At 30.6% G+C, this 11,763-nt stretch carries 15 protein-coding genes; 1 reads left to right on the forward strand and 14 read right to left on the reverse strand.

The features are described 5' to 3' along the window. Positions 1 to 90: 90 nt before the first annotated feature. The 14 genes from ACZ41D_RS12685 to ACZ41D_RS12750 all read right to left on the reverse strand — a co-directional run bounded on the left by ACZ41D_RS12685 (position 91) and on the right by ACZ41D_RS12750 (position 10,944). Positions 91 to 894 carry a Cof-type HAD-IIB family hydrolase gene (locus ACZ41D_RS12685; protein ID WP_464151780.1) on the reverse strand — a complete coding sequence of 268 codons (804 nt, stop codon included), beginning with the start codon at positions 892 to 894 and terminating at the stop codon, positions 91 to 93. A gap of 13 nt (positions 895 to 907) precedes the next feature. After that, positions 908 to 1,657 (reverse strand): 2-dehydro-3-deoxy-phosphogluconate aldolase, encoded by a 750-nt coding sequence (gene dagF, locus ACZ41D_RS12690; RefSeq protein ID WP_464151781.1) that lies wholly within the window; start codon positions 1,655 to 1,657, stop codon positions 908 to 910. Between the two features lie 18 nt (positions 1,658 to 1,675). Next, on the reverse strand, positions 1,676 to 2,788 hold the full coding sequence (locus ACZ41D_RS12695) for a DgaE family pyridoxal phosphate-dependent ammonia lyase (RefSeq protein ID WP_464151782.1): 1,113 nt from the start codon (positions 2,786 to 2,788) through the stop codon (positions 1,676 to 1,678). Positions 2,789 to 2,865: 77 nt separating this feature from the next. After that, positions 2,866 to 3,537 carry a DUF4310 family protein gene (locus ACZ41D_RS12700; protein ID WP_464151783.1) on the reverse strand — a complete coding sequence of 224 codons (672 nt, stop codon included), beginning with the start codon at positions 3,535 to 3,537 and terminating at the stop codon, positions 2,866 to 2,868. A 16-nt stretch (positions 3,538 to 3,553) separates the two neighbouring features. After that, the gene (locus ACZ41D_RS12705; RefSeq protein ID WP_464151784.1) at positions 3,554 to 4,273 is read right to left on the reverse strand and encodes a DUF4311 domain-containing protein; all 720 of its coding nucleotides are present in this window, start codon (positions 4,271 to 4,273) and stop codon (positions 3,554 to 3,556) included. Positions 4,274 to 4,299: 26 nt separating this feature from the next. Continuing rightward, the gene (locus tag ACZ41D_RS12710) at positions 4,300 to 4,626 is read right to left on the reverse strand and encodes a DUF4312 family protein (protein WP_464151785.1); all 327 of its coding nucleotides are present in this window, start codon (positions 4,624 to 4,626) and stop codon (positions 4,300 to 4,302) included. Further along, positions 4,592 to 4,975: a glycine-rich SFCGS family protein gene (locus ACZ41D_RS12715; RefSeq protein WP_464151786.1), complete on the reverse strand. Its 384-nt coding sequence runs from the start codon at positions 4,973 to 4,975 to the stop codon at positions 4,592 to 4,594. The genes ACZ41D_RS12710 and ACZ41D_RS12715 overlap by 35 nt, the downstream gene beginning before the upstream one ends. After that, complete coding sequence (locus ACZ41D_RS12720) at positions 4,968 to 5,342, reverse strand: PRD domain-containing protein (RefSeq protein ID WP_464151787.1); 375 nt, start codon at positions 5,340 to 5,342, stop codon at positions 4,968 to 4,970. The genes ACZ41D_RS12715 and ACZ41D_RS12720 overlap by 8 nt, the downstream gene beginning before the upstream one ends. A gap of 17 nt (positions 5,343 to 5,359) precedes the next feature. Beyond that, the gene (locus tag ACZ41D_RS12725) at positions 5,360 to 6,487 is read right to left on the reverse strand and encodes an amidohydrolase/deacetylase family metallohydrolase (protein WP_464151788.1); all 1,128 of its coding nucleotides are present in this window, start codon (positions 6,485 to 6,487) and stop codon (positions 5,360 to 5,362) included. A 20-nt stretch (positions 6,488 to 6,507) separates the two neighbouring features. Continuing rightward, complete coding sequence (locus ACZ41D_RS12730; protein WP_464151789.1) at positions 6,508 to 8,529, reverse strand: BglG family transcription antiterminator; 2,022 nt, start codon at positions 8,527 to 8,529, stop codon at positions 6,508 to 6,510. 211 nt (positions 8,530 to 8,740) lie between these two features. Next, entirely contained in the window at positions 8,741 to 9,085 is a 345-nt protein-coding gene (locus ACZ41D_RS12735) for a type II toxin-antitoxin system PemK/MazF family toxin (RefSeq protein ID WP_464151790.1), read from the reverse strand. Beyond that, positions 9,085 to 9,324 carry an AbrB/MazE/SpoVT family DNA-binding domain-containing protein gene (locus tag ACZ41D_RS12740; protein WP_464151791.1) on the reverse strand — a complete coding sequence of 80 codons (240 nt, stop codon included), beginning with the start codon at positions 9,322 to 9,324 and terminating at the stop codon, positions 9,085 to 9,087. The genes ACZ41D_RS12735 and ACZ41D_RS12740 overlap by 1 nt, the downstream gene beginning before the upstream one ends. A gap of 78 nt (positions 9,325 to 9,402) precedes the next feature. Next, positions 9,403 to 9,561 carry a hypothetical protein gene (locus ACZ41D_RS12745; protein WP_464151792.1) on the reverse strand — a complete coding sequence of 53 codons (159 nt, stop codon included), beginning with the start codon at positions 9,559 to 9,561 and terminating at the stop codon, positions 9,403 to 9,405. A 72-nt stretch (positions 9,562 to 9,633) separates the two neighbouring features. Further along, positions 9,634 to 10,944 (reverse strand): GumC family protein, encoded by a 1,311-nt coding sequence (locus ACZ41D_RS12750; protein ID WP_464151793.1) that lies wholly within the window; start codon positions 10,942 to 10,944, stop codon positions 9,634 to 9,636. 184 nt (positions 10,945 to 11,128) lie between these two features. Here ACZ41D_RS12750 and ACZ41D_RS12755 point away from each other — a divergent pair, with 184 nt between their 5' ends. Beyond that, positions 11,129 to 11,605 (forward strand): cupin domain-containing protein, encoded by a 477-nt coding sequence (locus ACZ41D_RS12755; RefSeq protein ID WP_464151794.1) that lies wholly within the window; start codon positions 11,129 to 11,131, stop codon positions 11,603 to 11,605. The last annotated feature ends 158 nt before the right edge of the window (positions 11,606 to 11,763 follow it).

Consider the following 11,763-nt stretch of genomic DNA (forward strand, 5'->3'; position numbering starts at 1 on the left):
ATGTAATTTTTCCCTTACATACCTTATTGATATCATTTCCTGAATAATTCTTGTTTTTGTTTCAAATATTAAGCAAAGATCAAAAATGTCTTAGTAATGAAGAATATATTTATCTAGTATCCGTGCCACCCCATCCTCATTATTATCATATTCTGATACTATGGACCATTTATCTAGAAGTTTTTTATCTGAATTTTTCATTGCTATGCCTAAACCTGCATTTTTTATCATATGATAATCGTTTAAGCTGTTACCTATAGCTAAAATTAAGTTATTATCTATATTCATTTTATTAGACAATATTTTCAACGAATTTGACTTTGATACATTGTATGCCATTATTTCTAAAGAATTTGGTGTGGACATTGTTATGCTTATAGGAAGATCTTTTTCTGATTCTAACCGATCAATAAAATAATTTATTTTTTCTTCTGATTCTTTTATAACTATCATATAAGGAGAAGAATTTATCCATTCACTTAATTTTCCGACTGCTTTGTATTCTATCCTATGCTCTTTGGAAAATTTTTTGGCTTCTTCTGTTTCTTCAGCTACATATAAAATGTCATCGATGTATACCTTGGTGTATAAATCATACTTTTCTGCTAATTTCAAGAGCCGTTTTGCATATTTCATTTGTAGTTTTGAAAAAAAGATTGTTTCTTCACTAATAGATTGCCTTATTAATGCACCATTATAAGCTATAATAGGTATATTTATGTTTAGTACCTTTGTATAGTATTGTGCAGATTTAAATGTTCTTCCAGTAGCTAAAACTACATTTGTCCCTTTTCTAATACATTGTAGTAATTTTTTTGCATTCTGTTCAGATATTAATTGTTCGTCATTTAATAATGTTCCATCCAAATCTATTGAAACAAGCTTATAAGACAATATCTCACCTCTATTAAATTATTTTTTTAATGTTTGTATATAACTGCTTTACAATATTTATATCCGTTAGTCCAGTTTCTTTATCTATAGCTGAGCTATAGACATGTGGTATCACTTTTTGGCATCCAGCATCTATACATACTTTTACTATGTCATATATATTCTCTGATGTTATACCTCCAGTAGGTTCTATTACCGGTATACCTACTCGTACACATGCCATTGCAACTTCCTTAAGTTCATCCAAATGTTTTGTACCTTTTATATTAAAAAATTTTAATGAATTAATCTCAACATCTTTTAGCATACATAGAGCTGTATCTATATCAACTATTGCAGGTTTTTTTTGAGAACTAAATGTACCTGTAGATATCTTTACCATTCCTACTGTACCTGTTGGACTTATAAGTGCATTTACCAATGTATTTTTACAACCTTTACTCTTTAATAGTCCTGCTGCATATCCTGCTGTAGTAAATACTTGATTTACATGTCCAGGATCTGTTTCTGCAGCTATCATAGCAGCCTTTTTCCATTGATTTGGGTCACCAGCACCTAATCCAACAGATATCGTTGGAATATATTTTTGAAATTCTTTGACATATTCTACACCTTCATCTACACTGTTAAAGTTATTTGACAATATGCCTATTACCCCGTTGCCATCTAATACATCTAATATATCTTTTGCATTGTCTATATTTTTAGCAAGTAAGTTTATTGCAATTTTATCTTTGTAAAATCTGAATTTATCTAATTCCATTTAACTCATACCTCCTAATTATCCTAAGTTTTCTATTATGTCTTTTAATCTTTCAAATATAATTTTTTCTTCCCCATCTTTTAAAGGTCTTGGATCAACATTTATTATTCCTATATTTGCATAATGATTTCTCGTATAGATACTTGGATTACCATTTTCTAATTCTCTTATAATATAGTAAGCATCTACCCCCAATATGTTTGAATCTATTTCTATCTTTGTCCTGTATATATACCTTCCTGCTTCATCTTGAATTACAGATGCCTTCAATCCATTTATAGTATTGATTTGCTTTGTGAGCCATTCCATACGTTGTTTTTGTACTTTTATTGATTCTTTCATGTTTTTTTGATTATATATTTCAATAGCTTTTAGCAAGCCCATAATATTTTCTTTTCCTATTTTCATTGCACGCCCTATTCCTTTATATTGGAGCTTACAGTATTTTATAAGATCCTTCTTACCTGTTATAAAGCCTGATGTTGGACCTTCTAAAGCTTTACCTCCACTATATATCACTAAATCAGCGCCCATATCAATGTATTTTCTAATATCTTCTTCTGCCGCAGCATCTACAATTAATGGTAATTTATAACTTTGGGCTATATGAATCATGTCCTCTAGCGAAACCATACCCTTTTGTACCGAATGATGAGATTTAATGTATAACATTGCTCCTGTTTTTTCATTAATAGCTTCTTCTATATGATAAGGTTTAACATCATTGGCATAACCAACTTCTATTGGAACTCCACCACCTAGTCTTACCATCTGGGTTACTGGAGCACCAAAATTTATGGCATGTCCTTTTTGTATTATTATTTCGTTATTCAATCCTTCGCTTTGTGGCAATTTTTCTATGTTTGTCATATTATCCTTTGTTATACAAGCAGCTACTGATATTGCAATGCCTGCTGCAGCTCCAGTAACAACACAAGAATCTTGAGCACCTGTATATTTTGATATAATTTCCCCAGCTTTATCTATTAATGAGTCTATTTTAACAAAACTCATTGAAGCTTCTTTCATATAATCTCCTACTTTAGGATCTGGAGTAGATACTCCCAAAGCAGTCATCTTACCACTTGCGTTTATTATCTTCTTTAGTCCAATTTTCTCATATACATTCATTCTTAAATCCTCCTTTGATTGGAAAAGAAGAATATGTTATATAACATATTCTTCTTTTTTAACACATTCTTCTTTTCTTATCCTACTGCAGGGAAAATACTAGCAAGTAACATAGCTCCTAATATTGCTCCCCCTGTTATTGGTTTGTCTATCTTATAAAATATTGCTGCACCAATAAATGCTCCAACTCCTGCAGGTATACTATATGATATAGCGGATACTATAATAAGTGGCCCAAGATATCTTCCTGCTGCATTTCCTGCTCCCATCATAATATCAGTTCCACTAGCTGCAATTCCTTGGGGCATTAACTTTCTTATTAGTATTATTACAAAGCCTATAACTAATCCTATTACTGCACCAGTTATTAGTGACAAAGCAAAGTTTTCAAGCGGAAGCGTTATCCCTGCTGCTAGCATAACTGCTGGTATACCTATACCAACACCTGTTTGAAGGGAACCACCTATATCTAAAACTCCAACTAATGGACCCTCAAGTACTCTAGCTATTAAAAATCCTGCTGCAAATCCTGCTGCTGCAGCATAATCGCCAGTTCTTAAGCCTTCATCTAACATTTGAACAACAAATATTTCGTTAAAAGCACCAATGTGATGGGTTATATACATATGAGTACCTGCAAATATAGCTGCTGATGCCAGTGCTACTAGTATTGGAAAAGTAAAATCCTTTAATAACAATTCTTTAAGCTTACTATCTTTTGTTATTTTATTTGCATTGCTATCAGACATAATTCGATCCCCCTTTTTAGAATAAAGATAACAGTTTGGCTCCAAAGCCTCTGAAATATGCTATAACTACAAACAATACTGTTACTATTGTAATCATTGTTTTAACAGGTTTAGAATATCCTGTTTCTTCTATAGATTGACCAATAAGTATTCCTAACACAACTCCAGGCACTGCATTACCCATAATCATGTGAGCAAGTCCTCCTAAAATAGTACCCCAGATACCTGTAGTTTTGCCAGCATCTAATGCTGCAAGCCAGAATATAATTGGCATAACAGGATTAATCATAAGGTTAGAAGCTGGTCCTAATATATTTTTTGCTATTATAGACATTTTTTCTGGTACTATAGCAGCTATGGAATTTAAGAACAATACTACTATAGCCCCCATTACAGCTCCAGCAAACATCATTTTAGCAGGATCGTGCATAGTTTCTTCTACATTTTTATTCTTAATAAGCAATGAACCTGCAGCCCAATTTGGAACAATTCTATGAAGTACATCTTGAGTTAAGGCTCCAGTACCTACAGCAGCAGCTGCAGCATTAAACAAAAAACCAAGTCCAAATGAAAAGTGAGTAATGGGGTCACCTTTACAAGCATCTAATTCACCAATAGTCCTAAATGCTCCCATAGATTGCACCTTTGGAGCGTAAAACATTCTAGCTGCTCCAGCAGCTATTGCACCTCCTCCAATAGCGCCAATAATTATTGACTTAATTATAATTGCTAACAATACACTCTCCTCCTTTTGGATATAATTTAAGTATCTATATACTTAATTTCAACTACAATTTTAGCTTTAATTGTATATTTTGCTTTTTCTCTTGGCATAAAAAGCCATAAAAATTTTTCAGTGTATTTTTCTATATTATCTTCTAATAAGTATACTTCTTTAGGTTCCATGTGAATGATTACTCCAGAGATCTCTTGATAAATGCGTCTTCTAAGAATAACAAATATTTTACTAAATGCTTCTTCTTTGGAATTAGCTGTTGCACTAAGTATGAAGTCTTTTTCTATTGTTTTCATGCACTGATTTCCCATGAAATCATTATCCTTTCTTATGAAGTTTTTTATACTCTTCAACGATCCTTCTACCTAGCTCTTCACTGTCTAAAAAACCAAAACCTAATACTCTCGCACCTTCTTTTATTGCAGTAACCCCTGCTTCAATAGAACGCAGATGATGTCTTGATTTATAACCATACTTATTAGAAGCCATTAATGCGCCAGCTCCTCCACTACCACAAAAGCTCAATCCTATATCTGCGTTATTTTCATGCATAACATCTCCTAATTTCATGTCAGCACCCATTCCTGGTATATGTATTGCTTTAGCTCCTGCTTCTTCTACTCCTTTTGCTACTTTTTTACCCTTACCTAGTCTATCTCCTATGACAACAATTATTTCATCTTCTTTTTTAGCATCAGTCAATCTTATCACCTCCTTCTCTAGAATTTTTTGCAGTTTGCAAATGAATAGCAACCAAATAAACTTCAGAAATATCTATAGGAGTATTGTACTTTTCAAATAGTGGCTTTAATAATTCTTCAGATAGTGTAATAGCCCATTCCTCTAATTGTGTAACCACTTCATCACTTATTTCCATTACCTTTTCATGTTCCTTCAATCTTTTTATAAAAGCAATAATATGCGAATAAAATCCTATTTTAAACTGTTTATTCAGTATTATTTTTTCTTCTTTTAGTCTTTTATTCATTTCATCAATAATATCCTTTATTTCATCAAAATCGTCATCATTTATATTTAATTTTTGTTTTAAATTATACAAAGTTTCCATTCAATACCCTCCTGCCTTTACTTAATGCTTATAACTAATCCATCTATTACTGCATATTTAGCCTTTATGTATTCTTCTCCGCTAAATATATTGCCATCTGAATCTTTGAGTTCAATAGGTTCTTCGATAATATCAAATATAGTTAAATCTCCTTTTGCTCCTTCTCTTATAACTCCTAGCCCATCTAGGTTAAAGGTTTTTGCTGGAGATGTAGTAACCCTACTTACACATTCTTCTATGCTCATGCCTAATGCAATTAACTTATTTACTGTTGTGATTAAGCTATATACAGGGCCTTTATAATTATCTCTATATATATCAGTACTTATAATATCTGGTAAAAAGCCTTGTTTCATAGCTTTTCTTGCTATGTTACTATTAAAGCTAGAGGTTCCATGACCTACGTCAAAAAGAACTCCTCTTTCTTTTGCATCACGAACTTCTTTTCTTATTAGTCCGTTTTCATCCATAATTCCATTTGGTTTACCATGGAAGCAATGTGTTATAATATCACCTTTATCCATTACCGACAATACCTCTTCTATTTTAGGAGGATAATTCCCTATATGGACAACTAATGGAAGCCCTAATTCAGCTGCCGTTCTCTTAGCTATCTTTATAGGAATTATTCCTAGTTCTCCAACTGTTGAAGCACTTGCTCTAGCTTTTATTCCTTTTATATAATTTCTATTTTTTTCAACAACAGTTTTTAACGAATCTATATTTATATTGTTTAAATCTGCTATTTCGTATCTAGGTTTTTCAAGACCTGTATACGCAATATTTATAAGACAGTAGACTCTGGTAACGCTTTTTTTTATGACATTTTGAAAAAATTTTTCATAATTTTTAGCTCCGCTGCTACCTGCATCAAATAAAGTTGTAGTTCCAATATTTACACCTACAATATCAGGCTCTATCCCTAAGGAAGTTTCTCCATAAAATACATGTGAGTGTATGTCGATAAAACCAGGTGATACTACTTCTCCTGATAATTTTAAAACATTACAATTATCAATTTCTTTGATCTCATTTTTTATTTGTTTAATAATACCATCCTCTATTAAAATATCTTTATTGTCAAAATGATATCCATTATTGATATCAAGAAGCCTTCCACCTTTAATTAAAATATTTTTGCTCATCATTATACCTCCTTATACACTCACACTAAGTATCTCATGATAGCCAAAATCTCATCCTCTGGTATTCTAATTTCATGTTTCTTTGATATTTCCAAGATATATTTTTTTATTATGTTATATATTTCTTTATTTTGTTCAATGTAGTTTTTGCTGTTAGTTTCTTTGACAAAATCTCCCGACTTCCAACGAGGAAATGACATGATTAAATGTATTATAATACCAAAGGAACTTGTCATATCAATAACCACATTAGTTTTTTCTTTTATTTCTTTTAACATGTTGGCTACATCTATCATCATTAGAGAAATGGTTTGAGAAAATCTCTCAAATAATTCTATTTGTCTTGAAGACCTTTCTTCATTTGCTATCACAAAATTGATAAAATATCCAAGCTCTGTTTTTAACTTCTCTCTATCTTCCACATCTATGTATTTTCCTATAATATTCATTACAGATTCAAGTATATAGTTCTCTTTTTTATTCTCTTTTAACACTACATCAAAACTATTTCCTGATATATATTCTTTTATTTTATCAAGTTCACGATTTGATATTATTGGGCTAATCTTTAATACTGGCTTTTTTATATTATTTAGATAAACAGTACTGATAATAAAGTCTACATCTGTTAAGAGATTTTCACAGCTTTCTAGTTCAAACATTGATACTACATCTTTTATTTCAAGTTGTGGTATTGTACTTCTAAGTCTTGCTGCAAGCACTTTTGCAGAACCTTTCCCTGTAGTACAAACTACTAGCACTTTTTTTCTTTTATTTTGTTGAGAAATATGTCTACAAGCTGCTATATGTAAAGCTAAATATCCTATTTCATTTTCTGGAAGACATATACCAATATTTTTTTCAAATATTTTATTCATTTTTTTAGCTTTTTCAAACTCATCAACAAAATTTACTTTTATTTGTTCTATTAATGGATTTTCTGACACTATTCCTAATTCAAGCTTTTTTAGGGTAATTTTCAAATGAGCTATTAAATCAGTTTCTAATTTCTTATAATTAATCGAGTCAATATTTATATAATCTTTTGTCGATTCTATCATCTCTCTAACAGTTTCAACAAGAATCTTTTCCCTATCTTTGATATTCTCATTTAATAAATACTCTAATCTCAAATTAGAAGATATTAAATGAACAGTGATATTTGCTACTTCTGCTTCAGGAATTTTAATATTATATTTATGGGATAACTTTTCTGCAATTAAAGATGCAATAGAATATTCATTATATTTTTTTAACTTTAATATCCTATCTTGAGAAAGCTTTATTTTCTGTCCCTTTATAAGCCTATCCATTGCTATAACTAGATGAACTAATAATGATGCGTATGAACTATCAGGCATCCAAAAATCATATGTTTTTCTAGTTTCCTTTATTGCTTTTTTTATGTCTTTTATTTTTATAGAGTCTGATATATCCTTTAATCTTTCAATAACTATAGAATCATTTTTATTATTACTAGCAATCTTTGTCTCAGCTATGATCTCCAGCAGCTTAGATTTGTCAATAGATTGTAATAGTACGTTACTGATAAGATTTCTTATGTCATTTTCTTCTCCCGTTAATATGTATCCATTTCTTTGACGACCTATAAGATTAACTCCATATTTTTTTAGTTTGATTCTAATTTCTTTAATATCTTTAATTAACGTTGTTCTACTAACGCCTAATTTATCTGCTAGACTCTCTGCTGTGACAGGGGCTACATTCCTTAGTAATTCTAAAAGAATAATTTTCTGTCTCTCATCTTTAGTTAATACTCTTGCAGAAAAATTTAGAGAATTTATTTCATTAATAAGAAACTTTTTTTCTTTCTCTCCTGCATTTATCCATATACCTATATTAGGCTTTTTTAACATATCAATGTTTTTTGATTTAAGCCAATAATCAATATTATCTAAATCATATCGTATAGTTCTCACGCTTACGTTGAATTTTTCGGATAATTGCTTAGCAGATATAGGGACATCACTATTAAGAAGATCTTCTATTATTAGACTCTGTCTTTCTGTAAGCTTATTCATATACTTTTCTCCTCTAAATTATTGCAATATGTTATCTATTAATTATTTAAGTTTTATTTTGCTATTTTATTAATCATATTATATTACATGATATAACGAAATAAAATACTTTTTTCATGCAAACAAATGTTGCAATTAATTTACTATTTATTGATTGGTTATAAAGTATATACAAAAACAGAAAAAACACTAGAGAAAATCTCCAGTGCTTTTATTTATCTTCAAACTCAACAAATCCTATTAAAATATCTACTACTTCTTCTAGAATGTCCTTAGGTACTTTTTCACGAAATGATGCTTTTCTTGCTATTATATCTAAAGCTTTTACTTGCTCGCACATTATTACTCCTGTTGTTTTGGTTCTTTCATCTAGTTTAACATGTAGTGGAAAGTTTCTATCGGTGCTGGTAATAGGACATACCATGGCTATATTAGTAAATTGATTGTATGTGTTATTGCTAACTACTAGTGCTGGTCTTTTTCCTTTTTGTTCGTGACCTGCTTGAGGATCAAATTCTAAAAATACAATATCACCTTGCTTTGGTATATATATCATTATAACACCTCTTTGCCTTCAGGCTTTCCTGTAGCCCATTCACTACATTTGTAGTCGCCTTTATATTCAGCTATTCTTTCTCGAAGCATTCTATGCTTTCTTACAGGAACAATAATCAAATTGCCATCTTTAACCTTTATTTCTACTTTATCATTTTCATTGAGATCAACCATCTCAAGAATAACTTTAGGAATCCTTATAGCATTGCTATTTCCCCATTTTTGGATTGTAGTATACATATGCATCACCTCTTGTTTTGAGTATATACAATGTTTCTACATTTGTCAATTATTATCTTATAAATTGTGGTATATTCATCAAATTATCTTACTTAATTGTTTGCTTGAAAGCAAAACTATAGACATTCCTGTACCTGGATGAACTGAATCACCTACAAAATATAGGTCTTCCACTGTTTTAGATTTTATATGAGGTGATATGCCAACATACATAGCTTGGAAATTTAATATAGCCAAGGAGACTAAATATCCCCTTGGCTATATATTAAATTTCGATTCTAAGAAATATATATTGTCTTTTAAGCTGCTTTACGCAGCTGAACTTTTCCAGTATTCTCTAAAGAAAACTACAAATACGCCTATCATAATACCAAGTACTGCTGCTATAGCAACATTAAGTGCTTTTCTAGGTGCTACAGGCACTTCAGGAACTGCTGCTTTTGATACTATGTTTATGCTAGATTCACCTATCTCAGTTGATTCAGCTATACGTGTTTCTTCATATTTTTTTAGGAAAGAATCATATGTACTTTGAGCTAGGTTTACCTTTCTTTGAATTAGAGTCTGTTGATGTTTTTTCTCTGCTATTTCTGAATTTAATGACTCTATTTCTTTTTGAGTTTTATCTATTTTTTGTGCTAATATTTCCATTTCCTTTTTTAATTTTGAAATATTTATGTTGAAATCAGATATTTGATTTTCTAGTTTTATGTAGTTTGGATTTATCTCTTCGCTTTCCATAGTTATATCTGCTGTTTCTGCTACAGTACTACCAGCTTTGTCTGCTACTACTTGATTTAACAGAGAATCCTCCCCTACTGATTTTTTGGTAACCAATATTTTAGGAGTATTTTTAAGATTTTCCTTAGCTGCAGCTAGTCCTGCTTCTAGCTTACTAATTTCTACTTCTTTTTCTACAAGCTGAGTTTTATAGTTTGTAAGTAAAGATATTTTTGAATCATATTCACTATTTAGTTCATCCAATCCTCTAGGTTGTGATAAAAATGTCTTTAATTCTAATGTAGCTTCGTCTAACTTAGATTTTTCTACCTCTAATTGAGTTGCTAAAAATTGTGATGTTTTAGATGCTTGATCCTTTGATATTTTTGTTATAAATTCAGTAAAGTTTTTCGCTAGTGTATTTGCTATATTTGACGCTAACTCTGGGTCACTATGCTTAACTTTTATTGCTATAAGGTTTGTGTCTTCTATAGTTTCTAGGTCTATCATATCCGCTAAGTTATCCATCTTTATATCAAGTTTGTCTAACTCAAGTTCTTCTATAGTTTGTTGGAGTATCTCAGGGCTTTTTATCTGTTCTTTATATGTCTGTATAGTTAATACTGGGTATGAAGATATAGAATCTAATATACTATCAATATCTCCATTGCTTGATTTAAGACTAGATAGCTTGTCTGTAGCCAAAGATGCCATAAGTAATGTTTTGGCTTCATATGTAGGGTCTATAACAAAATAACTTAATATACCTGATATTAATACTGCTATTATAGTGATTATAGCTATTAATTTTTTACCATTTATCAATACCTCAATCACTTCTCTAAGGGAAATTTCATCGTAATCTTGTGAATATTGATGAGCTGTTGGTTGTTGTGACATCAGTTACCATCCTTTCATATTTTATTCAATTGTCGCTATGTATTATATTATAACATATATTTTTATTATTTCATCTATAAATTGAACACGCAAAAACCATCCCCTTGTGTTAAGTTTGTGCTTTCACGTTTTACTATATTTGAACATATGATATTATAAAATACTATGAAAGGGAATGAGAAATATGTACCATATATATAATCCATATTTATGTCCTTACTGGTTTTATCCACCTATATACAATCCAAAGTATCCTAAACATTGTCCTAGATTAAAAGATTATGGGCCAGAGCCATTTGTAATTAATATAGATGAAGCTACTAAAAAAAATAATGCTTTTCGTGTAGCTTTGTGGACAGGAGAACATTTACAACTTACCTTGATGAGTATCAACGTTGGAGAAGACATAGGTTTAGAAAAACATCCATGCGTTGACCAATTTATCCGTATTGAGGAAGGCGAAGGGATTGTCATGATGGGAGATAACAAAGATAAACTAGATTATCAGAAGAAAGTGTACGATGATTATGCTATCCTTATACCTGCTGGGAAATGGCATAATCTAATCAATACAGGAAATAAACCACTTAAATTATACTCCATTTATGCACCCCCAGAACATCCACATGGAACATTTGAAAAAACTAAAGAAGACGCATAAACACTAAAAATACAAATAGACACAAGGGGATAGTTTTCTATCCCTCTTTGTTTGTATTCAAGGGACTTTTAAAGTCCCATATGGTTAATTTTGTGCATTATTTTTTGTTAAATTATTGACTAACTTATATATTTTTTATAAAATAAGCATAATAAAAT

The sequence above is a fragment of the Brassicibacter thermophilus genome, from assembly GCF_055378355.1.

Excerpts from the sequence above, each read along its gene's own strand:
- ACZ41D_RS12695 (WP_464151782.1), bottom strand. The coding sequence starts at position 2,788 with ATGAATGTATATGAGAAAATTGGACTAAAGAAGATAATAAACGCAAGT.
- ACZ41D_RS12735 (WP_464151790.1), bottom strand. The coding sequence starts at position 9,085 with ATGATATATATACCAAAGCAAGGTGATATTGTATTTTTAGAATTTGAT.
- ACZ41D_RS12730 (WP_464151789.1), bottom strand. The coding sequence starts at position 8,529 with ATGAATAAGCTTACAGAAAGACAGAGTCTAATAATAGAAGATCTTCTT.
- ACZ41D_RS12720 (WP_464151787.1), bottom strand. The coding sequence starts at position 5,342 with ATGGAAACTTTGTATAATTTAAAACAAAAATTAAATATAAATGATGAC.
- ACZ41D_RS12755 (WP_464151794.1), top strand. The coding sequence starts at position 11,129 with ATGTACCATATATATAATCCATATTTATGTCCTTACTGGTTTTATCCA.
- ACZ41D_RS12725 (WP_464151788.1), bottom strand. The coding sequence starts at position 6,487 with ATGAGCAAAAATATTTTAATTAAAGGTGGAAGGCTTCTTGATATCAAT.
- ACZ41D_RS12750 (WP_464151793.1), bottom strand. The coding sequence starts at position 10,944 with ATGTCACAACAACCAACAGCTCATCAATATTCACAAGATTACGATGAA.
- dagF (WP_464151781.1), bottom strand. The coding sequence starts at position 1,657 with ATGGAATTAGATAAATTCAGATTTTACAAAGATAAAATTGCAATAAAC.
- ACZ41D_RS12740 (WP_464151791.1), bottom strand. The coding sequence starts at position 9,324 with ATGTATACTACAATCCAAAAATGGGGAAATAGCAATGCTATAAGGATT.
- ACZ41D_RS12700 (WP_464151783.1), bottom strand. The coding sequence starts at position 3,537 with ATGTCTGATAGCAATGCAAATAAAATAACAAAAGATAGTAAGCTTAAA.